This window comes from Massilia pinisoli, from assembly GCF_024753285.1.
Classification (GTDB): Bacteria; Pseudomonadota; Gammaproteobacteria; order Burkholderiales; family Burkholderiaceae_D; genus Telluria; species Telluria pinisoli.
In genome coordinates, this window is the sequence record NZ_JANUGW010000004.1 from 174,874 (window position 1) to 198,729 (window position 23,856).

Below are 23,856 nucleotides of genomic sequence, written 5' to 3' on the forward strand. Positions count from 1 at the left end.
GGGGCGGGGATGCCCGTCAGATGCCGTAGGCGCGCGCGACGCGGCGTTCGACGGTCTTGTTGCTGATCATGGCTTGCAGCTTCACCATCCACGGCTGCGTCAGGTCGCGGATCTGGCGGTCGGCATCGAGCATCTTGCGGATGGCGTTCACCTTGCGCACGCGTTCCTGGCCGGCCAGCGGGGTATCGCCGCTGTCCTTCAGCTGGCGCACGCACGCGGCGCACTGGTGCTCGAGCTGGACCAGGCGATCCCAGTCGCTGGCGGTCGCGGCGGCCAGCATCTGGTCGGTGATGCCGACCATCGCTTCGTACAGGGACGCGATTTCCGAATTGGTCATCATGGTCGCGCTTCCCATTTACGCACCCACCAGGGACGGGGTTTTCGGCATGGTCGCGGTTGCCGCTGCAGGCGCGTGCTGGACCTTGTCGCCGATCGCCGCCCACGCTTCGCGCAGGTCGGCCAGCAGGCCGTGCACTTCGTCGACGATGGCGACGTCGTTCTGCAAGTTGGCCTGGAACAGGCGGCGGCTCATGTAGTCGTACAGCGCGTCGAGGTTCTCCGCGATCGTGCCGCCCGCATCCTTGTCGAGGGAGACGCGCAGGCCGTTGTCGATGATCGTGATGGCCTTCGAAATGGCGACGCCCTTGGCCGGGATATTGTTTGCGGCCATATTGGCCCTGGCCGTGCGCAGCGCGACGAGCGCGCCGTCGTACAGCATCACGATCAGTTTGTGCGGGGAGGCGGAGGCAATGCCGGTCTCGAGATCGACATTGGCGTAGGCGTTGACGCCTCGTTTCATGGTTCCAAACATGTGATTCTCTCCAATTAATCTGGATACGATTATTTGTTGGCGGCGATCGCGGCGAGCTGCTGGGTCAGGTAGCTCTGCGTCGACTGCATCGACGCCACCAGGCTGTCGAGTGCGTTAAATTGCGCGGTGTACATTTTTTGCATCGCGTCCAGATGGGTCTGGAATGAGGCCTTCTGGTCGTTGAGCGACTTGATCGAATCGTTCAAGCCGCTCGTCCGGGACGTGATCACGCCGTTCGTGCCGATGAACCCCGCGGCCAGGCTCGTCAGCTGGACGGCATAGCCCTGCGAAAAATTGATGGTGCCGCGCGCGCCCGTGTTGCCGCCGTTGATGGTCAGCTTCAGGCCTTCGGTCGCGGAGCCGGCCGCGCCGGTCAGGGTCTGGCCGTTGCCGGTGGCCTTGACGCCGCCGATGGTGCCGGCCACGTCCACGCCGGTCGTGGCCGTGGCGCCGCCGAACACGTCGGACACCGCACTGCCGGTCACGCTGGACACGGTCAGGTTCGAGCCGGCGCCCCACTTCGTGGACGACAGCACGAGATGGCCCGTCGAATCGACCGACGCGGCCACCTTGTCGCCCGATCCCGTGAAACTGGAATTGCCGTTGATCGAGGAGCTCAGCAGCGCGGCCAGGTCGGTGGGGCTGTAGTTGCCGGCCGGGATCGAGACGTTCTGCACCTTGCTCGCAGTGGCCGGGTCGGTCTGGTTCAGCGTGACGGACCACGTGGTGTTGGCCGCGATCGTCGTCGTGCCGGCCAGGACGCCCGTGCTGGCGAGCGTGGCCTGCGTCGCCATCTGCGTGATGTTGAGCTCGTAGTTGCCGGCCTGCGTCTTGGTGGTGGAATCCGCGACCGTGACGAGGCTGTCGGTGGCTTCGCCCACGGCGGCGAACAGGCCGGCGATGCTGTTGAAATTGCTCGTCATCGCCGTGTTCAGCTTGGTCGAATCGACGGCCAGCGAACCATCCTTCTGGAACGTGACGCCGATCTGGCTGAGTGTGGTGATGCCGTCCTGGCCTTGCACGGCCTGGTCGAGCTGGGCGCGCAGCTGGGTACGGATGCTGCGCACCGTGAAGTCGCCCTGCAGTGCACCCGCCTTCTGGGTCGCAGGGTCGTAGCTGGTCAGGCTCGAGATGGTCGTGTTCAGCGAATTGTAGGCCTTGACGAAGCCGTTGATCGCATCCGTCACCGACTTCGTGTCGCGCGTGACGTTGAGCGTCGACGTGCCCGTCTGCTTCGCGCTGAGCGTGACGCCGTCGATCGCGCCGCTGACGTCGGTCTGGTGGCTCTGGATCGCGATGCCGTTGACGGTCAGCAGCGTATCCTGGGCCGCAGCCGTCTGTTGCAAGTTCTGTGCGCCGGCCGGGTCGTAGTTCAACAGGTTGGCCAGCGCGGGGTCGGCAGCGGCGCCGCCGGCGCCGCTCACCGTGATCTTCATGTTGGCGTTGGCGCCGGTCTTGCTCGACGTCAGCACGAGGTGGTAGGGATTGTTGCTGCCGTCCGACACGATGCTCGCGCTCACGCCCATATTGGCATTGTTGATCGCGTCGCGGATGCCCGTGAGGGTCGTGCTGCCGGCGGCGATGTTGACGGTGCCGAGCGATTGCGTACCGTCCAGCGTGAAACCGGCGTTGAGATAGCTGCCGCCGGTGCCGGCCGTCAGGCCCGCCGCCGCCGGATTGGAACCGCCGACCGTGATCGGGCTGCCGGCCGTCGACACGAGGCTGACGGCGGCCGTGGCCGTCGTGGTGGAGCCGCCGTTGGCCGTGCCGTTGTTACCCATGCCGCCCGTGACGGTGCCGGTCACGGCTTCGGAGACGTTGATGTTCGCGCCGTTTGCCGCGGTGAATTGCAGGTTGCCGCCCGCGGCCGTGCCGCTGACGGTGATGCCGGCCGCGGCCAGGGCCTGCGTGGTCGCATTGTTGCCGGCCAGCGTGGCATCGATCGACGCGGCCGTCACGCCCGCGCCCGCGGCGACGCCCGCGCCCTGGGACGCGATCTGCACGCCGCCGACGGTCAGCGCGTAGGTGCCGCCCGCGCCCGTGTCGATGTTGCCGAAGCTGGACGTCGTGCCGTTGCCGAACAGGGTGGCAGAGGTCGTGGTCGCGCCGACGGTGGCGCTGACGCCCGTTGTGCTGGTCTGCGAGTTGATGGCGTTCGCGAGGTCCAGGCCGCTCTTGGTCGTGCCATCGGTGGCGATCGTCGTGCCGTTGATGGACAGCGCGCCTTTCGCGATGCCGCCCGTCGTGGTCGTGAGCGGAACCGACGTGCCCTTGACGCCGAAGCTGCCGCCGCCGACGCTGCCGAACTGGAAACTGATCGTGGCCGCCGCACCCGTGCCGATGGTGGCGGTCGTGCTGGCCTGGCCGGCCGTGTTCAAGCTTTGGGCCTGCGCCAGCTGGCGCACGTTGACCTGGTAATTGCCGGGGACGGCCGTGCTCGTGGTCTTGGCGTCGAGGACGTCGCTGTTGCTCGGTGTGGCGGTCAGTGCCTGGAACGTCGAGCTCTTGCTCAGCGACGCGAGCGCCCCCTGGAAGGCGCCGATCGCACCGCTCAGCTGGCCATAGGACGCGATCCGGCCCTGCAGCACACCGGTTTTGGTGTCATACGATTGCAGCGGTATCGACTCGGCCGCCATCAGCTTGCCGACGAGGCCGCTGACGTCGAGACCGGACCCGAGGCCGGGGGTACTGATGCCCATCACGATTCTCCTGTTGAGCCACTAATGTAAGTGATTATCGGCAGAAGCAATGCGTACTTGAGAGCAGGAAATATGCGCTATTTTTGCCGCAGCGTACGGACAGGGGTGGGCGCGGCATGGCGCGACCCGTTACGCCGGCCTGGAGAAGGCAGCGTCATGGTGTTCGGAAACGGCGTGGCCGGGGCTCAGGCCTTCTGCCGAATCAGCAGGCCCTGCATCTTGTCGATCGACTTAGCGATCTGCAGTGCCTCGACCGACGGGATCTGGCGCACGACTTCCTGGGTGTTCTGGTCGATCAGCTTGACGACGATCTCGTGGCTGTCGTGGTCGACGGAGAATTGCAGCATTTGCGACGAGCCGGGCAGCGACTCGTTCAATTTCTTGACGGCGGTGTCGACTTCCTCGCGCGTGGGCGTGGCGGTCTTCGCGGCCGGATCGGCTTGTGTCCTGGCGCCTGCAACGGCATCGGTGGCGGCAACCGTGCGGTCGTCGAGTTTTGGGACGACCGGAGAAGCGAAGGGCTGGATGTTCATGAGAATCCCTAACAGAAAAAGCCCCGGCCGGAACAATGTCCGGCCGAGGCGTTGCACGACGGCGATCGAAGTGCTACGGGCTCGAGTATTAGCCGCGCAGCAGCGACAGGACGCCGTTCGGCAGCGAGTTCGCCTGGGCCAGCATCGAGGTACCAGCCTGTTGCAGGATCTGCGAACGGGTCATGTTCGCGGTTTCTGCGGCGAAGTCGGTATCGGTAATGCGGCTGCGCGATGCCGACAGGTTCTCGGTCGAGCTTGCCAGGTTCGAGATCGTGCTGCTGAAGCGGTTCTGCAGAGCACCATACTGCGCACGCTGGTTGTTGACGGCTGCCAGGGCGGCGTCGGCGACCTTGATCGCGGTCTGCGCGCCCGAGTAGCTGGAGATGTCGATCGATGCGACGGACTGCAGCTTCGAGCTGGTGCCGCCGGCCGACAGGGCAAGGCCGCTACCGGCATCGGTCATCGAGAAGCTGTTGGCCGAGTCGAGCGTGACGTTGCCGTTGACGACGGCCGTCGCGGCGGCCGCTTTCATGTCATAGGCGCCCACCAGGCTGCCGTTTGCCTTGTAGCTGTCGACGTTGAACGTCGTGTTGCCTGCGGCATTCGTATTCGCCAGATTGATGTCGTTACCGGTCGAATTGGTCAGCTTGATGGAGTTGTTCGCCTTGTCGTACTCGGCGGTGACGCCGGTGTTGGCCGTCTGCGCGTTGATCGCGGCAATGCCGCTGGCGAAGTCCGACGCATTGCCGACGGTCGCGCCGGTCGAGAACGAGATCGTCACCGCCGTGCTGTTGTTCGACTTCATCGTGAACTGGTACGACTCGTTCGCGCCGAGCGACAGGCTGGCGGAGGTGCTGGCCGAGGCCGTGACACCCGTGCTGCCGGTGGCGGCGTTGATGTTCGCAGCGATCGTCTGGGCGGTGTCGCCAGCGGTCGTGCTGATCTTGGCGGTGCCGACCGAACCGTTGATCGTCAGCGCGTTTGCCTTGGTCACGATCTTGGTGGCTGCACCCACGGCGACTTGGTCAGAAGCCATTTCGTTGTTGCCGTAGACGTTCGTCTGGAAGTTGGCGCCGGTTGCCTGGATGGTCTGGCCGGCATTGGCACCGACCTGGAACGTGGCGGTGCCCATCGAGCCGTCCATCAGGTTCTGGCCGTTGAACGACGTGGTTTGCGCGATGCGGTTCAGTTCCGAACCCAGCTGCGTGACTTCAGTTTGCAGGGCTTGGCGGTCGCTCGACGTGTTCGATGCGTTCGACGACTGGACAGCCAGCTGACGGATACGCTGCAGGATGTCGCCCGAGCTCGAGAGCGCGCCCTCGGCCGTTTGGGCCATCGACACGCCGTCGTTCGCGTTACGCGTTGCCTGGGTCATGCCGTTGATCTGCGACGTCATGCGGTCCGAGATCGCGAGGCCGGCGGCGTCGTCTTTTGCGCTGTTGATGCGCAGGCCCGACGACAGACGCTGGATCGAGGTCTGCAGCGACGTCTGCGACGTGCTCAGGTTACGTTGGGCGTTCAGGGATGCGATGTTAGTATTGATTACCGAGGACATTTTGTCTCTCCAGACTTGGTCTTACGTGGGTGCGGCGACGTGCCGCGCATTTCACTTTGGTCTGTCGCGCTGTTCTGTGACATTCAAACCGTCGTTGAATCAGGTAACGGTGCCGTACGGAAAAAGTTTAGGCCTTTGTGCGATTTTTTTTGCTTTTCTGCCGGCCACTCGTTTTTCCGCACGCCGTGTTGTTCTTTCAGCTACGCAAAAATCCGTACAGCTTGTCCAAGCTGGCCCACCCGCTGGCATGCAGCGCGCCGTTGACGCGTTGCGCGAACGCGGTTTGGTGCTGGAAGCGGCGGCAATAGACGTGCACGGCATTGACGAGGGCATTCGCGTCCGGCAGGTCGCCATCGTTGTTGCACTGTGCGGCCAGGATCAGGCGCAACAGGCCGAAACGCGCCACCAGTTGCAGATAGGCGTCGAACGGGTTGATGCCGTAAAACGGGAACAAATTCAGGAACATTTCGTTCAGGACGTAGTTCTCGAGTAGGTGCGGAGCTTGTTCCAGCGCCTGGCCCAGGCGTTCCAGTCCCCGCGTGTACGCCGCGACGAGGGACTCGGCGGTCGTCTGGCCGCTGTCGTCGGCGCCGAGGTTGGCGCCGATCATGCGTACCTGGTCGGCCTGCATCTTCGACGTGGTCGAGAAACCGCGGTCGGCCAGCAGGGTCGAGAACACCATCGCCTGCGCTTCGTGGTTCGGGCGCAGGTCGCGCAGCGCGTCCACGATGCCGCCCTGTTCGATCAGGGCGGCGAAATCGCGCAGCAGGGCGGGTACGGCGGCGTGTTGCGCGTTTGCCAGCGTGACGTTCAGGCGCTCGCAGAATACGCCCAGGATCGCCAGCCGCTGCCACAGCGCCAGGTCGGTCGTGCGCATCAGTTGCAGGCAGAAGATGCGCACTTCGTTCATTGCGGCGCTGGTCATGCCGAATGCGGACGCGCCGTCGACCATGTCGTCCTGCCGTGCCGTGACCTTTTCTTCAACGAAATCGAAGGCGTCCGCGTGCAGCAGCGCCTGTCGTGCCGCCTCCGGGCACGACAGCATCAACGCCTGTTCGTGCTGGCCGCGAAAGCGGCGGGTCTGGCGCGGATACGTGAAGCACGTGTTCGACAGATGGCTCGCGTCGAGGTGCTTCTGGATGGCGCAAAGCCCCTCGCACAGGGCCGAGCAGCTCTGGCTGCCCGGTTCGGGCGTGATCTTGCCGTAGTGCAGATCACTGTTGGTCGCACGCGAGCGTTTGACATGCTTGATGAAGATTGGCTTCAACTCCGGATGGGTCGAGTTGCGATAGGCGTTGAAGGTCTTCTTGTCGAGCGTGACGAGCCAGCCGGAGCAGCAATTGTCTTCGCAGGCGGCGCCGACGCAGGCGAAGCGCGTCACGTAGCGAGGCACCAGCGCGGACAGGGTTTTCGTGGGATGCAAATTGGACATGTCGGATCCTGAAGTGGCGTCATGGGTCTAGCTTCCGCACGGCCGTTGCAATACGGAATCTTATTGGTGCCATGGTAAGCGGACGCCAGGAAATCAAATCGTCGATAAAGCGGGGGATTACGGTGCAGTCTTTCGGCCACGGCGCGGTGTCTGCGATGCGTGACCGTGCAACCGCAAGCGCAATGGCTACGGGCGCGGTTGAGCGGCACCGCGCCCTGCAGGGGTTGCGTGAAAGGGGAAAGCCGGCTCGATGGCCGGCGTGTGCGTGAGTCGCGGACAGCGCGTCAGTCCCGCGCGACCACCACCTGGTTCTTGCCGTTGTGCTTCGCCTCGTACATGGCCCGGTCCGCCCGCGCCATCAGGCTGGCCTGGTCCTCGTTCGGACGGCGCAGCGCCACGCCGCACGAGAACGTGATGAGCATCTTCTCGTTTTCGTGCAGGAAGAAATGCTTCGTCAATTCGCGCTGTACCCGGACCATGGCGGCGGAGGCCGCCTCGACATTCGTCTCCGGCAACACGATGAGGAATTCCTCGCCGCCGAAGCGGGCGATCACGTCCATCGAGCGCAGCGTGTCGCGCACGACCTTCACCAGGTGGCGCAGGGCGTTGTCGCCGGCCAAGTGGCCATAGGTATCGTTGAGCTTCTTGAAATTGTCCAGGTCGAGCAGCGCGACGCACAGCGGCGTGCCGCGGCGGTCGGCGCGGGCGCTCTCGCGTTCGAACACGTCGTCCAGGCCGCGACGGTTGAGGCTGCCCGTCAACTGGTCTTCACGCACCAGCTCGCTCATATGCTGCAGCTTCGCTTCCAGGTCGCGGATGCGCGCTTCCGCTTCCTGCACTTCCTGGTGCGCGGCCAGCATGCGGTCGCGCGATGCCATCGCCTCGGCCTGCACGAGCTTCGTTTCGCGCAGCACTTCTTCCAGCACGACGTTCAGTTCCTCGATATTGCCCGCGTGGCGGATGCGCTCGGAAAAGCCGCCGATCTTTTCGTGGAAGTCGCCGGTCGACGCCGCCACCGAACCGAGGCGGTCGATGAACGTCATCATCATGTTCTTGACGGTCGCCTTGACGTCCGCGATGCCGTGCTTCAGCTGGCCCTGCTTGTAGATGACGTCCTTCAGGCTGCGCGTGGCGTCTTCCAGCGCGCGGTGGTCGAGGGGGCCCGAAATCAGGTCCTGCACGGCGGCGATCTGGCCGCGCATCCAGCTGTCGTCGTCCAGCAGTTCCGACACGTTTTCCAGCAGCAGTTTAAAGAGGCGCAACAGCAGCTCCTGCTGCTCGGCCGTGTCGCCGCTCTTCAGTTCGATCTGGTAGCACAAGTCCTTCAGCCGGGTCGCGATCTCCTGCAGCGCGTCCTCGCTGTGCGCGATCTTGACGGCGGCGCCCAGCGACTCCGCTTCCCTGGACAGCGTCGGCGTGCCCGACAGCAGCGACGCGACGGCGAACGTCAGCGTGCGGCTGAGCAGGTCGCGCAGCAGCTTCGCGTCGCCGTCCTCGGCACCCAGCGAGAGGGCGGGGTGCGTATGGCGGCGCAAGTGTTTCTCGGCCAGTTGCGACAGCGTGCGCGCATAACCGTCCCAGTCGCGCTGCTTGACGGCGCGGTTGAAGCGGACACCGAATTCGGCCAGCTCGCCGGGCGTGTCGGCCAGCTTGTGCGCGAAGCCGGACAGCACGTGTTCCGGGCCGGGGTCGGACGCCGGAGCGGGCGGCGGCAGCGCCTCGGTGCCGGCGATCTCGTTATAGATCTCGCGGTAGGCGTCGGGCGTCGGCGCGACGCGCCGCGTGGCGAGGCGGCGGAACGCTTCGCGTGCGATGTCGGCAGGGTTGAGGCCGGGATCCCCCGGCGGGCGATTTGAGCTGGACATTTTGGACGTTGCAATATGGAATTCTTATTGTCGCCATAGTAAGCCGCTGTCAGAAAATCAAATCGCTGATTAAACGCGGAATTACCACGCATATGTACAGACTGTATTGACGACGGGTGAATCAGTCAATCAGCTGGTTGCGGATGGCGTAGTGCGTGAGTTCGGCACTGGTCTTCAGTTTCATCTTGGCCAGCAGGCGCGAGCGGTATTCGCTGACGGTCTTCACGGACAGCGAGAGTTCGCGCGCGATCTCGCTGACGGTCTTGCCGGAGGCAATCAGGGTGAGGGTCTGGTATTCGCGGTCGGACAGCGATTCGTGCACGGGCGCGTCGTGGTTCTCGCCGAGCTGGGCGGCCAGCACCTGCGCGAGCTGCGCGCTGACATAGCGCTGGCCGCTCGCCACCTGGCGGATCGCGTTGACGAGTTCCTTCGGTGCGCTCTGCTTGGTGAGATAACCGGCGGCGCCCGCCTTCAGCGCGCGGATCGCGTACTGGTCCTCGCGGTGCATGGACAGCATCAGCACGGCCAGTTCCGGCTTCTCGCTCTTGATCTGCTTCAGGACTTCGATGCCGTTGCGGTCGGGCAGGGAGATGTCGAGCAGCACCACGTTGCAGCGGGACTTGCGGAACAGCTTGATGGCGTCGAGGCCGGTCTCGGCTTCGCCCGCGACGACGATGTCGCCCTGTTCGGCGAGGATCTGTTTCAGGCCTTCACGCACGATGGCGTGATCGTCTGCAATAAATACGCGGATGCTGGCTTTTTCTGTCATGCTCGGGTGGTTTCGCTGCGTCCGGCCGCGGGGGCGGCCAGCCTGATCTTGACGACGACCATCGTGCCGCCTCCCGGTGCCTGCGCCAGGCTGAGCGTGCCGCCCAGTGCGCGGGCGCGTTCGCTCATGCCGCGCAGGCCGAACGATTGGGGCTTGAGGCGGTCGGCGGGCGTGATGCCGCGGCCATTATCGCAGATGCTGAGCGCCAGGTGCTGGCGCTGGCGGCGCAGGCTCACCGTCACGCGCGTGGCGCCCGCGTGCTTCGCGATATTCGTCAGCGCTTCCTGCACGATGCGGAACAGCGCGGCCGCCCGATCCGGATCGAGCTCGATGTCCCGGTCGGCGCAGCGGAACACGCAGGCGATGCCCATCTGCTTCTCGAACTCGCGCGCCTGCCACTCGAGCGCCGCGACGAGCCCCAGGTCGAGCGTGCTGGGGCGCAGGTCGAGCGAGATGCGGTGCACAGCGTCGATCGTGCGGTCGACGAGGTCGTCGAGGTAATCCGCCTTGTCGCGCAACGCGGGGTCGTCGGGCAGGCGCGCGGCGAGCATCGCGAGCGCCATCTTGATCGCCGTGAGATTGCCGCCCAGGTCGTCGTGGATCTCGCGCGCGATGCGGGCCCGCTCCTGTTCCTTGACCTGCTGGATGTGGTTCGTCAGCTCGGCCAGCCGGGCGCGCGAACGGCGCGTCTCCTCCTGCTCCAGCTTGCTCGCGGTGACGTTGGTCATGATGCCGTCCCACTGCATGCCGCCGCCATCCAGCGGCAGCGGCGTCGCGCGCAGGCTGATCCACTTGACGTCGTTCCACGCCTCCACGCAGATCCGGCCTTCCCAGTTCCACGCGGCCAGCGCCGCCTTCGATGCGGCCATCGCGTCCTGGTAGCCCTTGCGGTCCTCGGGAAGGATCAGCTTCACGAAACGGTCCGGATCCTGTTGAAGTTCCGACACCGACAGGCCCAGCAGCGCCATGCAGCCTTCGCTCAGGTAGGGATACGCCATCGTGCCGTCCGCATGCAGCACGAACTGGTAGACGAGGCCGGGCGTGTGGTTGACGACGGCGTTGAAGCGCGCCTGGTATTGCTCGAGCGCGACGCCGGCCGCCAGTTCCAGCGACAGGTCGTCGCCGATGGCGAGGATCAGCGAGCGGCCGTCGCGCACGATGCGCAGGAAGCACAGGCGGATCGGATACGTGCTGCCGTCGACGCGGCGATGGCGCGTGCGCAGGCTGACCTGGTCGCCGATCTCCTGTCCCAGCGAATCGATGAGTGCACGCAGCTCGGCCTGGTCGAGCTGGGGCGCCAGGTCGAGCGGGGTCATGCCGCACAGCGTCTTGAGTTCATGGCCGAGGTTGCGGCGCGCCGCCTGGTTGACGTCGACGAGACGCAGCGTGTCGGCGTCGAACAGGTAGATCTCGGTCGTCGACGCCTGCATCGCGGGCGCAAGGATGGGCGCGTGCGCGGCATCGGCAGGGGAGTGGGGCGTGTCTGGGCTCATGGTGACAGTTTACCGGTTAGCGCCGGCGGGCACGCCACTGGACCACGAAGCGGCGCAGCACGCGCGCGGTGCGGCTGGCATGGCGACCGTCCGTGCCGGCCGGGCGGGGCCGCAGCCGGCGCAGCAGGCGTTTGAAGCCCACGCGCAACGCCCGCAGCGCGCGTCCGGTGAGGTGGTAGGCGTGGCTTGATCGCAGGTAATCGAGGCAGCGGGTCTTGGCCGCCATGAACCAGCCGTGGCAGCGTGCGAACCAGCCGACGGCCAGCAACGTCGGCAACGTCAGCACGTACAGCCGGGCCACGATGGCCGCACCGCCGACCTTCGCGACGACGATGGTCGCGATGCCGGACAGCGCGTGGCCGTGGGCAATGGCGATGAGGGCCAGCACCTTGACGGGCAACAGCAGCAGGCCGGGCAGCACGAACGCGCACAGGGCGCCGTACGGCGGCAGCAGGCGCACGCGGACTTCCAATGCCGCCAGCGCGGGCCAGCGCGCGAGGGCGCGCGCGAGGCGCATGCCGGCATCCCAGCACCATTCCTCGACGAGCAGCACGACGGCCGCCAGGTACACCAGCGGCGCGAACATCCGGCTGCGTGGCAGGGCTCGTGTCATGGCCTCATGATACGGGAAATCGGGCGCGGCACCGGTCCCGGTCATGCGCGCGCGTGTTGTCGAAGGCGCTACAATAGCCGCATGAACAAGGCATTTGTAAAAGAGTCGGACAACGACGACGATGACGAGGCCCTGGCGCTTGCCCGGGCGATTCCGGCCGGGTCCAAGAACTACATCACGCCGGCCGGGCACAGGGCCATCAAGGACGAGCTGCTGCAGCTGATCGACGTCGACCGGCCGGAAGTCGTGCGCATCGTCCACTGGGCCGCGTCGAACGGCGACCGCTCGGAGAACGGCGACTACATCTACGGCAAGCGCCGCCTGCGCGAGATCGACCGGCGCATCCGCTTCCTCACCAAGCGCCTCGATTCCGCGTTCATCGTCGACCCGTCCGTCCACTATGGCAACGATCAGGTGTTCTTCGGTGCCACGGTCGGCTACGTCAACAAGGCGGGCGAGGAACATACCGTCACCATCGTCGGCATCGACGAGCTCGACCCGCTGAAGGGCAAAATCAGCTGGGTCTCTCCGGTGGCGCGCGCGCTGACCAAGGCGCGCGAAGGCGACGTCGTCGCGCTGCACACGCCGCAAGGCAATGACGAACTGGAAATCCTGAGCGTCGAGTATCCGGCACCGGCTGCCGACTGATGCCGTGGCCGGGGCGCGCGGCCCGTTGCCGGCGCGCCTGCTAAGATGGCGGTTTCAGCTTCCCGCATCCCATGAACCGCTCCACCGACGTTGCGTCCGAAGCCGATCCGCTGGCCGCCCTGCGCGCAGCCACCGCCAGCCGCCACGCGGCGCTCGACGCCGACCTGCCGATCGGCGCCCCCGACGCCTCCCTGCACGACTACACCGCCCACCTGGCCCTGCTGCGTGCGTGGCTCGCGCCGCTGGACGCGTGGCTGGCCGGTTACGCGGACGGACCGCAATTCGACCACGCGGCGCGCCTGGCGCAGATCGACGCCGACCTCGCGGATGCGGGATACACATTTGCGGCCATGCCGGCCGGCCCCACCTGGCCCGCGTCGGCGAGCGCCGCCTACCGCTGGGGCGTGCACTACGTGATCGAAGGGTCGCAACTGGGCGGCGCCGTGCTGTACGGCCGCCTGCGCGACCGGCTGGCGCCGCACCCGCTGCGCTACCTGAGAGGCGACGCCGGCGGCCCCGGCCCGCGCTGGCGCGCCTTCATGCAGGCGCTGCGCGCCGGCGTGCGTACGCCGGCCGAGATCGCGGACGCGTGCGCCGGTGCATGCGCGGCATTCGACCGTATCCTTGAATTGCACCAAAGAGTTTGAGTTTTTCGGGCGCCGGCGTCATCCGGATCGATCGCCGGTCGTGACAGTCCGTGACTATTTGTGTATTGACAGTATGTTACGCTCGGTTCTTTCCTTCTAGCACGACATTGTCGCTGCGCCCTGATGACCGATGACGCCTCCGCATCACGTATCCGCGATTTCTCAATTCCTCCATCAACTGAAATTCATCGCCGTTATCGAAGCGCAGCGCTACCTGATATTCGTCGTGCTGGGTTTTATTGCCTGGGGCTGGTGGCGGCGCCGGGACGGCACGAATGGTCGCCTGCAGCCCGGGCCGATCGACCGGCGCCAGCTGGCACGCGAGGCGGTGTATTCGACGACCACCATTTTCGTATTCACGCTCGTATCGATCGCCATCCTTGCCGTCGCCGGAAAATCGCAGCGCCTGTTCTACGCAAACGTATCGGATTACGGCTGGGCATATCTGATCCTCAGTGTGCCGATCATGATGGTCATCCAGGACACCTATTTTTACTGGACGCACCGGCTCATGCACCATCGCGCGCTGTTCCGGTTCTTTCATCGTACGCATCACCTGTCGACGAATCCGACGCCGTTGACGACGTATTCCATTAATCCGCTGGAAGCGCTGGTCGATTCCGGAGCAGTCGTCATCATCCTGTTTTTCTTGCCCAAGCATATCGCTGCGTATCTCGTTTTCAGTTACGTGAACACGGCGTATGCGGTCTATGCCCACCTGGGCCACGAAATCCTGCCGGCGAGCTGGGCCACGCATCGGTTGGGGCGCTGGATCAATACGTCGGTCGCGCACAACATCCACCACGCGCGGGCGCGCCACAACTTCAGCTGGTATTTCCTGTTCTGGGATCGTTTGATGGGCACGGTCGATCCGGACTATGAAGCGCAAATGCGGGCGAGGGCGGTCGCGACGCATGCGCGGCGACATGCGCCGTCGGTGTATCCCGTAACGAAATAGCCTAGGTGCAATTGATTCAAACCGCGTTGCGCCGGGCGTACCTATTTCGTTTCCCATTAAAATAATTTTTTAAAAACAATATATCGAAAGAAATTGAATTGCCATTTCCGGTCGATATCGATTTCGACGGATGAGTGCCGAGAAAGTTGAGGTGGCATAAAAATCCTCATAATCAAATATCGCATCATCGTTTCGTCCAGCAGCGCATACGAGGAAATGATGAGGCAACTATACGAATACCATCCGGTCGTCGGTTATCGATATATTCCGGGCCTGAAGGCACGCATCCCGCACGAGGGCGGCGGCTATCTCATGCAGGTCAACGAGCAGGGCTTCCGCGCCGACCGGCCCTTTGCGCACGCGCGCACGCCGGGGCACCGGCGGGTACTGGTGTTCGGCGATTCGTTCACGGCCGGCGACGCCGTGTGCAACCGCCAGCGCTACACCGACCTGCTGGAAGCGCGGCTGGAGGGCGCGGGTGCGCCGCCCGTCGAGTTCTACAACTTCGGCCTGTCGTCGACCGGCACCGACCAGCAATACCTCGTCTGGCGCGAATTCGCCCGCAGCATCGAGCACGACCTCGTCATCATCGCCGTGTTCGTCGAGAACATCCGGCGCGTCGTCGCGCAATTCCGGCCGCACCGCGACGAGCAGGGCGTCGAGCGCCTGTATGCCAAGCCCTACTACGTGCTCGAGAACGACACGTTGCGGCTGTATCAGGTGCCGCCGCGGCGTGATCCGTATGGCGAGGACGAACTGGACGCCGCGCAGGCTGCCGCCGTCGACCAGGGCGGGCGCTTCGTCATGCTGCGCAAGATGGTCACGAAGCTGGGCATGCGCGACATGATCCAGCACCTTACGCAATACCAGCCGCTTCCGCATTACGACTCGCCCGCCAACCCGGCGTGGCGCCTGCTGCGCGCCATCCTGCTGCAATGGATCCGCGCGCTCGACCGGCCCGTGCTGCTGATGCCGCTGCCGTTGCCGCAGCACCTCGACGAGACGTGCGATGCCGCGCCTTACCAGGCCCGGTTCGCGGAGCTGGCGCACGACGCCGGCTGCCGCCTGCACGACCCTTTGCCCGACCTGTTGCGCATCGCGCCCGACGCGCGCCGCAAGCTGCGCTGGGAACAGGACATCCATTTCACGCCCGCCGGCCACGACGCCCTCGCGCGCTCGCTCGAACCCGTCGTCGCGGCGGTGCTGGGTGCGCAACTGGCGCGGGCGAGCTGAGGAGGTGCCATGGGCAAGACCATTCTCGGCATCGCCGGCTATTACCATGACGCAGCGGCCGCACTCGTGCGGGACGGCGAGGTCGTCGCGGCCGCGCAGGAAGAGCGTTTCACGCGCCGCAAGCACGACCCGTCGTTCCCGGCCAACGCCATCAATTACTGCCTCGAGGAAGGCTTCGTCGACGCCGCCGGCCTCGATGCGATCGTCTTCTACGACAACCCGCTGCTGACGTTCGACCGCATCGTGCAGAACGCCTGCGCCGGCGCGAGCCGTGGCGACGAGGCCGGCGCGCGCGACCTGTTCGTGCAGGCCGCGGGCGCCGTGTTGGGCGACAAGATCTGGGTGAACGAACACGTCCGGCAGACGCTGGGCACGCTGGGCCGCGCCGGCCGCGTGCTGTTCGCCGAACACCATATGGCGCACGCGGCCAGCGCCTTCTATCCATCGCCGTTCGACAGCGCCGCCGTGCTCACCATCGATGGCGTCGGCGAATGGGCGACGACGACGCTGGGCGTTGGCCACGGCCGCAAGCTCGAGCTGTTCGCCGAGATCGATTACCCGCATTCGCTCGGGCTGTTGTACAGCGCCATCACGAGCTTCTGCGGCTTCAAAGTGAATTCCGGCGAATACAAGCTGATGGGGCTGGCACCGTATGGCCGACCCCGCTACGCCGGACGCATCCGCGAGCACCTCATCGACGTCCGTGCCGACGGCTCGTACCGTCTGGACATGGCGTATTTCGGCTGGCTGGACGGGATGACGATGCCGGGGCCGCGCTTCGCCGAGCTGTTCGACGGTCCGGCACGCGTGCCCGAGACACCCATCACGCGGCGCGAGATGGACCTCGCGGCCAGCATCCAGCAGGTGACGGAGGAGATCGTGCTCAAGACGGCGCGCCACCTGCGCCGCCTGAGCGGGGAACGCCATCTCGTGCTGGCGGGCGGCGTGGCGCTGAACTGCGTCGCCAACGGCAAGCTGGCCGCGGCCGGCATCTTCGACGACATCTGGATCCAGCCGGCCGCGGGCGATGCGGGCGGCGCGCTCGGCGCGGCCCTGCTCGCGCATCACATGGCGTACGAAGCGCCGCGCCGGCGCGCGCCGGGGGCGCGCGATGCCCAGCACGGCAGCTATCTGGGACCGCGTTATTCGAGCGAGGAAATCGTCGCCTTCCTCCAGCGCAAGGGCTATCCGTATCGGCGCATGATGGACCGCGACGAGCGGCTGGCCCTCGTCGCGGAAGCGCTCGCGGCGGGCCGGATCGTCGGTTGGCTGTCGGGGCGCATGGAGTTCGGGCCGCGCGCGCTCGGCGCCCGTTCGATCCTCGGCGATCCGCGCAACCCGCGCACGCAGGCGACGATGAACCTCAAGATCAAGTTCCGCGAATCGTTCCGCCCGTTCGCGCCCGCCGTGCTGCGCGAGCGCTGCCGCGAGTATTTCGATTTCGACGGCGACAGCCACTACATGCTGATGGTGGCCCCGGTGAACGCGATGCGTCGCCTGCCGATGGACAAGGGCGCGTTCGAGGCCGGCGACGACGACATGATGGCCCTCATCAACCAGCCGCGCAGCGACGTCCCTGCTGTCACGCATGTCGATTATTCGGCGCGCATCCAGACCGTCGACCGCGACAGCCACCCGGAGTTCCGCGCGCTGATCGAGGCGTTCGAACGGCTGACCGGGTGCCCGCTGCTCGTGAACACGTCGTTCAACGTGCGTGGCGAACCGATCGTGTGCAGTCCGCAGGATGCCTACCGTTGCTTCATGCGGACGGAGATGGACATGCTGGTGCTGGAAGACGTCGTGCTGTGGCGCCGCGACCAGCCGCCGCTGCCGAATGACGAAGACTGGAGGAAGACCTATGAACTCGATTGACGACGCCGCGCTGCGGGCGCTGGCGGCGCCGCTGTTCGATGCCCTGACGGCCGGCAGCGGGCCGGGGCAGGTGCCGTTCCCGCTGGGCCCGAATCCGCGCCTGGTCAGTTATTACGCCCAGCGCACGCGCACGACGATGGGTATCGATGATTTCCTCGCGCCGTCGTGCCTGGATGCGGGCGAGTTCGGCGCGCGTCTCGCGACGCACTGGCGCACGCACGGCCACCCGGAGCTGGCCGCGCTCGCGCCTCAGGTGGCCGACGCCGCGCGCGCCCTGCACGCGCTGTACGTCGCGGCGCGGCCGGAAGCGGCGCTGTCGCCGTTTGTCTACCAGATGTTCTAGGTGCACCATGGTTGCCGGACATCGCTGCCACCTCGTTCCTTCCGCGTGAGGCCGGCATGGGGAATCTCGACGCGGACATGGCCGCCGTGGCGGTCGCATGCTCCCTGCCGCCCGGCTTCATTGCCGTGCCGGCCACGACGCTCCCGTGCGGCGTCACGGTGCCTGCCTTCGCGGCGTCGCGCTGGCTCGCGGCATGCGGGCCGGACGGCGACGTCGTATTGAGTGCGACGGCGCCGCCGTGGGTGCGCATCGGCTACCACGCCGCGCGCGCCGCGTGCGCGCGCGCCGGGTACGCGCTGCTGACCGAATTGCAGGCGCTGGCCATCGCGCACGATCTCGCGGGCCAGGCCGTAAATTGGAGCGGCGGCGCCGTCGGGGCCGGCCGCATGTTCCAGGGGCTGCACCTGGGCCGCTTCGACGCGGCCCAGCCGGCCAGCGTCGTGTCGCCCGATGCGCTTGAACGGCGCTGGCACGTGCTGTCGAATGGCGAGCGCATCCACGACGTCGCGGGCAATGCGTTCAGCTGGGTGTTCGACGACGTGCAGGGCGATGTGGAGGGCATCGTCGCGCGCTGTTTCGTGCCCGGTTCGCCCACGCTGGCGACGGCGCCGGGCACGTCGATGCAGCAGGGATTGGGGTGGTGGCCACGTGCCGGGCGCAGCTGGTGGGGCAGGGCGCTGGCGCGCGGTGGGAGCTGGTCGTCGCGGGATGGGGCAGGTGTTTTCACGGTCGTCGACGAACGGCCGCGGGCGGAGCGGGAGTATGTCGGCTTCAGGTGCACACTGGCACTGTAAAGCCAGCGCGCGCCGGGACGCATGGTTGGCAAGTGTGCTTACGCCCGTTCGCGCTCGACGCGGTTGACGCCGGCGACGCGGCGCAGATTGCGGATCAGATGCGCCAGGTGCACGCGATCCTTCACCTGGATCGTGAAGCGCAGCTGGGTCATCATGTGTTCGTCGTCCTCGTCCATGCCGACGTACGTGATGTTCGCGTCCGATTCGCCGATCTCGGCGGCGACGCGGGCCAGGATGCCTTTTTCGTTGTTGATCAGGAGGCGGATGCGGCAGTCGAAGCGGCGGTTCAGTTCCGTGCCCCACTGGGCCGGAATCCAGCGGTCCGGTTCCTTCAGGCGCAGGCGGTTCGCTTGCGAGCAGTCGGCCGTGTGCACGACGAGGCCCTGGTCGCGGCGCAGCTGGCCGATGATGTGGTCGCCCGGGATCGGCAGGCAGCACGGCGCCAGCTGGACCGCGACGCCTTCGCTGCCGTAGATCGTCACGGGGTCGAGCTCGCTGCCATTGCTCGGCTGGGCCGGCACGGAGGCGACGTCGCCGCCCAGCAGGCTCACGATGTGGCGCGCCACGAGCGCGGGCATGCGCTTGCCGATGCCGATGTCCGCATACACCTCGTCCATCGACTTCGCGGACGATTCGGCCAGCAGGCGGTCGATGGTCGACGGGGACAGCTCCGGCTTGATGCCCAGCTGTCCAAGCGCCTGGCTCAAGAGCTCCTGGCCCAGTTCGACGGATTCGTTCAGGTTGATGGTGCGCAGGTGGTGGCGGATCGCCGAGCGCGCCTTACCCGTGCGGACAAAGCTCAGCCACGTGGGGCTGGGGCGCGAGTCGGGGTCGGTCTCGATCTCGACGATGTCGCCGTTGCGCAGCTCCGTGCGCAGCGAGGCCGGCTCGTGGTTGATCTTGACGGCCACCGTGTGGTCGCCGATGCCCGTGTGGATGCTGTAGGCGAAGTCGAGTGGCGTCGCGCCGCGCGGCAGGGCGATGATCTTCGACTTCGGCGTGAACACGTAGACCGAGTCGGGGAACAGGTCGACCTTCACGTGCTCGAGGAATTCGGCGGAATCGCCCGTCTGCTGCTGGATGTCGAGCAGCGACTGCAGCCACGCGTGCGTGCGCTGCTGCAGGTCGGTCATGTTCTGGTCGCCCGTCTTGTACAGCCAGTGCGCGGCCACGCCCGACTCCGCCGTGCGGTGCATGTCCTGCGTGCGGATCTGGAATTCGACCGGCGTGCCGTACGGGCCGATCAGGGTGGTGTGCAGCGACTGGTAGCCGTTGATCTTGCGGATCGCGATGTAGTCCTTGAACTTGCCGGGCATGGGCTTGTACAGCGCGTGCAGCGAGCCGAGCGCCACGTAGCAGTTCGGCACGGTGTCGACGACGACGCGGAAGCCGTACACGTCCAGCACTTGCGAGAACGACAGGTGCTTGCTGCGCATCTTCTTGTAGATGCCGAACAGGGTCTTTTCGCGCCCGTAGACTTCGGCGGGCAGGCCGGCCGTGGCCAGCTGGGTCTTGACCGCGTCGAGGATCTTCTTGACCACTTCGCGGCGGTTGCCGCGCGCGGACTTGATCGCCTTCGACAAGGTGCGGTAGCGCAGCGGATACAGGTGCGAGAACGACAGGTCCTGCAGTTCGCGGTAGATGTCGTTCAGGCCGAGGCGGTGCGCGATCGGGACGTAGACTTCCATCGTCTCGCTCGCGATGCGGCGCTTTTTGGCCGGAGCCATCACGCCCAGCGTGCGCATATTGTGCAGGCGGTCGGCCAGCTTGATCAGGATGACGCGCACGTCGGACGCCATCGCCAAGAGCATCTTGCGGAAGTTTTCCGCCTGTGCTTCGACGACGCTCTGGAACTCGATCTTCTCCAGCTTCGACAGGCCGTCGACGAGGTCGGCGACCTGCGGCCCGAAGCGTTCGAGCAGTTCTTCCTTCTTGACGTCCTGGTCCTCGATCACATCGTGCAGCAGCGCGGCCATGATGGCTTGCGCGTCCAGCTTCCAGTCGGCGCAGATCTCGGCGACGGCGATCGGGTGCGAGATGTACGGCTCGCCCGACTTGCGGACCTGGCCGAGGTGCATCTCGTCCGAGAAGCGGTAGGCTTCCTTGACGCGCTTGAGTTCAACGGGAGTGAGGTATTCGGCCAGCCTGGTGGCCAGATGGGTGATCGACGCGACGCCCGGAGCGGGGGCCGGTTCGGCTTCCTGCGGTTTGTTGACGGGCCGGCCGGGCCGGCTCGCCTTCGTGTTGTTGGTGCCCGAGTGGACGGAATCCGGTGAGGATAAGCTCATACGTAAAGACAATCAGCCGCAGTATGGAAACAGCATAACAGAATCACGGGCTGGATCAGTGGGGGCAGAGCCCACCCGATAAATTCGGGCTCCGACCCCAAGAGCGTACTCTGGCACCGCCCCACTTACATCGGGACTTTTTTCAGCATTTCCAGACCGACTTTGCCGGCGGCGATTTCACGCAGCGCGACGACAGTCGGCTTGTCCTTGGCTTCGACTTTCGGCGTGTGGCCTTGCAGCAGCTGGCGGGCGCGGTACGTAGCGGCCAGGGTCAGCTGGAAACGGTTCGGGATGTTTTTCAGGCAGTCTTCGATGGTGATGCGGGCCATGGTAACTCCAACAGATAAAATTGTTTCGGTGATAATTCTGTCACGCAAACGGCCGGTGGGCACGGGGGAGCCCACCCTACGACCAATTGCTGTAGGGTGGGCACTCCGTGCCCACCAGGGACTAACTTTGCGGCTGCTGCACGTGGATTCCCAACTGGGCAAAGAGCGAGGCGTTGCGGGCGGCCTGTTGGGCGAAGCGCGAACGTGTCGCTTTGACAATCGCCTGCAGCTCGGACAGGGCGACGTTGAACTCTTCGTTGATGATAGCATACTCGAACTCGGGCGCGTGAGCGATCTCACCCCCCGCAGCCAGCAGGCGTCGCGTGATGATGTGCGGCTCGTCCGTGCCGCGTTTGTGCAGGCGCTCTTCCAGCGCCGCGATCGACGGCGGCAAAATGAAAATGCCGGCAGCGTCCGGGAATTGCTTGCGCACCTGGCGCGCGCCCTGCCAGTCGATTTCCAGCAGGATGTCGGTGCCCGTCTTCATTTCCTGTTCCACGGTCAGGCGGCTCGTGCCGTAGTAATTGCCATGCACCTCGGCCCATTCCAGGAACTCGCCGCGGTCGGCGCGGGCGACGAAATCCTCGGCGGTGGTGAAGTGGTATTCGCGGCCGTCCTGTTCGCCCGGGCGCGGCGGGCGCGTCGTGGTCGAGATCGACAGCTTGATGCCCGGTTCCTGTGCCAGCAGCGCATTGACCAGGGTCGACTTGCCGGCGCCGGACGGGGCGGCGACGACGAACAGGCTGCCGGAAAAAGCGGAGGTGAGCATGGTGGGTTCCTTTATTACGTTGATTCGACGGTAATGCATGATGCAATTGAACGCGTGGAGTCATTCAGGCCGGGGGCCTGAATGACAAAGGGCCGTCCACCCTACGTAGGGTGGACGGGGCCCCCGTCCACGCGTCCAACACGGCTTGATCTGCCGTGCTTATTCCAGATTTTGTACCTGTTCGCGCATCTGCTCAATGAGCAGCTTGAGCTCCATCGACGCATCGGCCAGCTCCTTGACGGAGGCCTTGGCGCCCAGCGTATTCGCTTCGCGGTTCAGTTCCTGCATCATGAAGTCGAGGCGTTTGCCGACCTGGCCGCCCTTTTTGAGGATGTGGCGGGTCTCGTTCAGGTGCGCCGTCAGGCGCGACAATTCTTCCGAGACGTCGATGCGGATGCCGTACAGCGTGACTTCCTGGCGGATCCGTTCGAACACTTCCTGGCGCGTGAGGACTTGCGGGTTGCCGTGCCCGGCCAGGCCCAGCGCGTCCTGCATGCGCTCGATGGCCTTCTGCTGGAACTGGGCGATGACTTGCGGGATCAACGGCGTGATGCGCTTGACGATGGCTTCCATGGCCTCGATGCGCGAGACCAGCATCGCTTCCAGCGCAGCGCCTTCGCGCTTGCGGCTGTCGACGAAGGCGGCAATCGTTTTCGCGGCGAGCGCGGCGACGTCGGCCTGCAGCGATTCCTGCCCGATCTGCGCTTCCTCGATCACGCCCGGCCAGCGCAGCAGCTCCGCCACCGTCATCAGCGGCGCGGACACGAAATGGCGCGTGACTTCGCCCTGCAGCCGCGCGAGGTCGGCGAGAAGGGCGTGGTTCAGGGCCTGGGAGCCGGTGGTGGTCTTGCGGCCGAACGACAGCCTGACCTCGACCTTGCCGCGCGTGATGGCGGCCATGATGGCCGAGCGCAGGTCCGGTTCCAGTGCGCGCAGCTCGTCGTTGATGCGGAACTGGAGGTCGAGAAAGCGCGAGTTGACGCTCTTGATCTCGATCGTCAGGGTGCCGGCAGCGCCTTCGCTTGTGGCGACCGCATAACCTGTCATGCTAGAAATGCTCAATGGAGTCCCCGATTTCCGGAATCTGCTTCGCCGGCCGCAGCGCGGTGCGGGTGGCGCCGCGCGCTGTGGTTTTGCGAGATTCCCTTATTCTTTACAAAGCGGTGATTTATCCACACAATCGCCGTGTTTAGCAAGGAATACTTTCCCAAATGGCTGCCCAGAATAATGCTCCCCTGCCCGATGGGCTGGAAATTGGCGGATATCGCATTGTAAAGAAAATTGCGTCCGGCGGGTTCAGTATTGTTTATCTGGCATATGACGGCGACGGCAATGCCGTCGCGATCAAGGAATACCTGCCCAGCGCCCTGGCGCTGCGCCCGCCGGGCGAACTGGCACCCGTGATTCCGAAGGCGAACCTGCCTATTTTCCGCATCGGCCTGAAGTGCTTTTTCGAGGAAGGGCGCGCGCTGGCGCGCATCGTCCATCCGAATGTCGTACGTGTGTTAAATTTCTTCCGTGCTAATGACACGGTCTATATGGTGATGGCCTACGAATCCGGGCACTCGCTGCAGGAATACGCGGCGCGCCTCGTCGCGAAGGGCAGCCGCGCGGGCGAGCCGTTCATCCGGCAGGTCTTCAACGGGGTCTGCGCGGGCCTGCGCGAAGTCCACGCGAACAAGCTGCTGCACCTCGACCTGAAGCCGGCCAACATCTATCTGCGCACGGACGGATCGCCCATGCTGCTCGACTTCGGCGCCGCGCGCCAGACCATCCAGACGGACGCGCCCACGCTGGCACCGATGTACACGCCCGGCTTCGCGGCGCCCGAACTGTACGCGAAAGGCAGCGCGCTCGGGCCGTGGACGGACATCTACAGCATCGGCGCCTCGATGTTCGCCTGCATGGCGGGCGCGCCGCCGCAACCGGCCGACCAGCGCCGCGCGGCGGACACGATGGATCAGCAACTCGCGCAGCTCGACGGCGCCTACACGCCGGGCCTCGTCGCGATGGTGAAGGCGTGCCTCGCCCTCGACCCGCTGGCGCGGCCGCAGAGCGTGTTCGCCGTGCAGAAGGCGCTGCAGGCCGGCCTGTCGGCGGCACCAAGCGCGGCCGGCGAGCCGCAGGACCCCGTGGCGGAGGCGCCGGCAACCGGCTGGCGCGGCTTCGTCGAACGTATCGGCTTCGGCCGTGGACGCGCCTGAG

The 23,856-nt window shown here is 65.7% G+C and carries 22 protein-coding genes; 8 read left to right on the forward strand and 14 right to left on the reverse strand.

The genetic code is table 11. From position 1 onward, the window contains the following. Positions 1–16: 16 nt before the first annotated feature. The 10 genes from NX784_RS07130 to NX784_RS07175 all read right to left on the reverse strand — a co-directional run bounded on the left by NX784_RS07130 (position 17) and on the right by NX784_RS07175 (position 11,770). Entirely contained in the window at positions 17–340 is a 324-nt protein-coding gene (locus tag NX784_RS07130) for a flagellar protein FliT (RefSeq protein WP_258815965.1), read from the reverse strand. Positions 341–355: 15 nt separating this feature from the next. Next, the gene (fliS, locus tag NX784_RS07135) at positions 356–811 is read right to left on the reverse strand and encodes a flagellar export chaperone FliS (RefSeq protein WP_258815966.1); all 456 of its coding nucleotides are present in this window, start codon (positions 809–811) and stop codon (positions 356–358) included. A gap of 29 nt (positions 812–840) precedes the next feature. After that, positions 841–3,510 (reverse strand): flagellar filament capping protein FliD, encoded by a 2,670-nt coding sequence (gene fliD / locus NX784_RS07140; protein WP_258815967.1) that lies wholly within the window; start codon positions 3,508–3,510, stop codon positions 841–843. A 185-nt stretch (positions 3,511–3,695) separates the two neighbouring features. Further along, entirely contained in the window at positions 3,696–4,043 is a 348-nt protein-coding gene (locus NX784_RS07145; protein WP_258815968.1) for a flagellar protein FlaG, read from the reverse strand. A gap of 88 nt (positions 4,044–4,131) precedes the next feature. Next, a complete protein-coding gene (locus NX784_RS07150) occupies positions 4,132–5,598 on the reverse strand; it encodes a flagellin N-terminal helical domain-containing protein (RefSeq protein WP_258815969.1) in 1,467 nt (488 codons plus the stop codon). A 196-nt stretch (positions 5,599–5,794) separates the two neighbouring features. Then, the gene (gene fliB / locus NX784_RS07155; RefSeq protein WP_258815970.1) at positions 5,795–7,030 is read right to left on the reverse strand and encodes a flagellin lysine-N-methylase; all 1,236 of its coding nucleotides are present in this window, start codon (positions 7,028–7,030) and stop codon (positions 5,795–5,797) included. 284 nt (positions 7,031–7,314) lie between these two features. Then, positions 7,315–8,895, reverse strand: a complete 1,581-nt coding sequence (locus NX784_RS07160) for a GGDEF domain-containing protein (RefSeq protein WP_258815971.1) — start codon at positions 8,893–8,895, stop codon at positions 7,315–7,317. 121 nt (positions 8,896–9,016) lie between these two features. Next, a complete protein-coding gene (locus NX784_RS07165; protein WP_258815972.1) occupies positions 9,017–9,664 on the reverse strand; it encodes a response regulator in 648 nt (215 codons plus the stop codon). Then, entirely contained in the window at positions 9,661–11,157 is a 1,497-nt protein-coding gene (locus NX784_RS07170) for a PAS domain-containing sensor histidine kinase (RefSeq protein WP_258815973.1), read from the reverse strand. The genes NX784_RS07165 and NX784_RS07170 overlap by 4 nt, the downstream gene beginning before the upstream one ends. A 16-nt stretch (positions 11,158–11,173) precedes the next feature. Then, positions 11,174–11,770, reverse strand: coding sequence for a hypothetical protein (locus NX784_RS07175; protein ID WP_258815974.1), 597 nt, complete (start codon positions 11,768–11,770; stop codon positions 11,174–11,176). 81 nt (positions 11,771–11,851) lie between these two features. Between NX784_RS07175 and greB the strand changes: the two genes are divergently transcribed. The 7 genes from greB (at position 11,852) to NX784_RS07210 (ending at position 18,265) form a co-directional block, all read left to right on the forward strand. Continuing rightward, entirely contained in the window at positions 11,852–12,418 is a 567-nt protein-coding gene (gene greB / locus NX784_RS07180) for a transcription elongation factor GreB (protein ID WP_258815975.1), read from the forward strand. A gap of 71 nt (positions 12,419–12,489) precedes the next feature. After that, entirely contained in the window at positions 12,490–13,065 is a 576-nt protein-coding gene (locus NX784_RS07185; RefSeq protein WP_258815976.1) for a biliverdin-producing heme oxygenase, read from the forward strand. Positions 13,066–13,195: 130 nt separating this feature from the next. Continuing rightward, on the forward strand, positions 13,196–14,023 hold the full coding sequence (locus tag NX784_RS07190; RefSeq protein WP_258815977.1) for a sterol desaturase family protein: 828 nt from the start codon (positions 13,196–13,198) through the stop codon (positions 14,021–14,023). Between the two features lie 216 nt (positions 14,024–14,239). Continuing rightward, positions 14,240–15,256, forward strand: coding sequence for an SGNH/GDSL hydrolase family protein (locus NX784_RS07195; RefSeq protein ID WP_258815978.1), 1,017 nt, complete (start codon positions 14,240–14,242; stop codon positions 15,254–15,256). Between the two features lie 9 nt (positions 15,257–15,265). Then, positions 15,266–17,128, forward strand: coding sequence for a carbamoyltransferase family protein (locus tag NX784_RS07200; protein WP_258815979.1), 1,863 nt, complete (start codon positions 15,266–15,268; stop codon positions 17,126–17,128). Further along, entirely contained in the window at positions 17,115–17,471 is a 357-nt protein-coding gene (locus NX784_RS07205; RefSeq protein WP_258815980.1) for a hypothetical protein, read from the forward strand. The genes NX784_RS07200 and NX784_RS07205 overlap by 14 nt, the downstream gene beginning before the upstream one ends. 56 nt (positions 17,472–17,527) lie before the next feature. After that, positions 17,528–18,265, forward strand: a complete 738-nt coding sequence (locus tag NX784_RS07210) for a hypothetical protein (RefSeq protein ID WP_258815981.1) — start codon at positions 17,528–17,530, stop codon at positions 18,263–18,265. A 38-nt stretch (positions 18,266–18,303) separates the two neighbouring features. Here NX784_RS07210 and NX784_RS07215 read toward each other — a convergent pair whose 3' ends face one another. From NX784_RS07215 to NX784_RS07230, 4 genes are all read right to left on the reverse strand, one after another. Further along, positions 18,304–20,553 carry a RelA/SpoT family protein gene (locus NX784_RS07215; protein WP_258815982.1) on the reverse strand — a complete coding sequence of 750 codons (2,250 nt, stop codon included), beginning with the start codon at positions 20,551–20,553 and terminating at the stop codon, positions 18,304–18,306. 125 nt (positions 20,554–20,678) lie between these two features. After that, entirely contained in the window at positions 20,679–20,882 is a 204-nt protein-coding gene (gene rpoZ, locus NX784_RS07220) for a DNA-directed RNA polymerase subunit omega (RefSeq protein WP_056443456.1), read from the reverse strand. Between the two features lie 121 nt (positions 20,883–21,003). Beyond that, complete coding sequence (gmk, locus tag NX784_RS07225; RefSeq protein ID WP_258815983.1) at positions 21,004–21,651, reverse strand: guanylate kinase; 648 nt, start codon at positions 21,649–21,651, stop codon at positions 21,004–21,006. A gap of 159 nt (positions 21,652–21,810) precedes the next feature. Continuing rightward, a complete protein-coding gene (locus NX784_RS07230; RefSeq protein WP_258815984.1) occupies positions 21,811–22,698 on the reverse strand; it encodes a YicC/YloC family endoribonuclease in 888 nt (295 codons plus the stop codon). A 164-nt stretch (positions 22,699–22,862) separates the two neighbouring features. Here NX784_RS07230 and NX784_RS07235 point away from each other — a divergent pair, with 164 nt between their 5' ends. Continuing rightward, the gene (locus NX784_RS07235) at positions 22,863–23,855 is read left to right on the forward strand and encodes a serine/threonine protein kinase (RefSeq protein WP_258815985.1); all 993 of its coding nucleotides are present in this window, start codon (positions 22,863–22,865) and stop codon (positions 23,853–23,855) included. The last annotated feature ends 1 nt before the right edge of the window (position 23,856 follow it).

Coding starts and splice junctions, on each gene's coding strand:
- fliB (WP_258815970.1), bottom strand. CDS start 7,030: ATGTCCAATTTGCATCCCACGAAAACCCTGTCCGCGCTGGTGCCTCGC.
- fliD (WP_258815967.1), bottom strand. CDS start 3,510: ATGGGCATCAGTACCCCCGGCCTCGGGTCCGGTCTCGACGTCAGCGGC.
- NX784_RS07175 (WP_258815974.1), bottom strand. CDS start 11,770: ATGACACGAGCCCTGCCACGCAGCCGGATGTTCGCGCCGCTGGTGTAC.
- rpoZ (WP_056443456.1), bottom strand. CDS start 20,882: ATGGCCCGCATCACCATCGAAGACTGCCTGAAAAACATCCCGAACCGT.
- NX784_RS07160 (WP_258815971.1), bottom strand. CDS start 8,895: ATGTCCAGCTCAAATCGCCCGCCGGGGGATCCCGGCCTCAACCCTGCC.
- NX784_RS07130 (WP_258815965.1), bottom strand. CDS start 340: ATGATGACCAATTCGGAAATCGCGTCCCTGTACGAAGCGATGGTCGGC.
- gmk (WP_258815983.1), bottom strand. CDS start 21,651: ATGCTCACCTCCGCTTTTTCCGGCAGCCTGTTCGTCGTCGCCGCCCCG.
- NX784_RS07190 (WP_258815977.1), top strand. CDS start 13,196: ATGACGCCTCCGCATCACGTATCCGCGATTTCTCAATTCCTCCATCAA.
- NX784_RS07215 (WP_258815982.1), bottom strand. CDS start 20,553: ATGAGCTTATCCTCACCGGATTCCGTCCACTCGGGCACCAACAACACG.
- NX784_RS07145 (WP_258815968.1), bottom strand. CDS start 4,043: ATGAACATCCAGCCCTTCGCTTCTCCGGTCGTCCCAAAACTCGACGAC.
- NX784_RS07230 (WP_258815984.1), bottom strand. CDS start 22,698: ATGACAGGTTATGCGGTCGCCACAAGCGAAGGCGCTGCCGGCACCCTG.
- NX784_RS07165 (WP_258815972.1), bottom strand. CDS start 9,664: ATGACAGAAAAAGCCAGCATCCGCGTATTTATTGCAGACGATCACGCC.
- NX784_RS07235 (WP_258815985.1), top strand. CDS start 22,863: ATGGCTGCCCAGAATAATGCTCCCCTGCCCGATGGGCTGGAAATTGGC.
- NX784_RS07185 (WP_258815976.1), top strand. CDS start 12,490: ATGAACCGCTCCACCGACGTTGCGTCCGAAGCCGATCCGCTGGCCGCC.
- NX784_RS07205 (WP_258815980.1), top strand. CDS start 17,115: ATGAACTCGATTGACGACGCCGCGCTGCGGGCGCTGGCGGCGCCGCTG.
- NX784_RS07210 (WP_258815981.1), top strand. CDS start 17,528: ATGGGGAATCTCGACGCGGACATGGCCGCCGTGGCGGTCGCATGCTCC.
- NX784_RS07150 (WP_258815969.1), bottom strand. CDS start 5,598: ATGTCCTCGGTAATCAATACTAACATCGCATCCCTGAACGCCCAACGT.
- NX784_RS07195 (WP_258815978.1), top strand. CDS start 14,240: ATGATGAGGCAACTATACGAATACCATCCGGTCGTCGGTTATCGATAT.
- NX784_RS07200 (WP_258815979.1), top strand. CDS start 15,266: ATGGGCAAGACCATTCTCGGCATCGCCGGCTATTACCATGACGCAGCG.
- greB (WP_258815975.1), top strand. CDS start 11,852: ATGAACAAGGCATTTGTAAAAGAGTCGGACAACGACGACGATGACGAG.
- NX784_RS07170 (WP_258815973.1), bottom strand. CDS start 11,157: ATGAGCCCAGACACGCCCCACTCCCCTGCCGATGCCGCGCACGCGCCC.
- fliS (WP_258815966.1), bottom strand. CDS start 811: ATGTTTGGAACCATGAAACGAGGCGTCAACGCCTACGCCAATGTCGAT.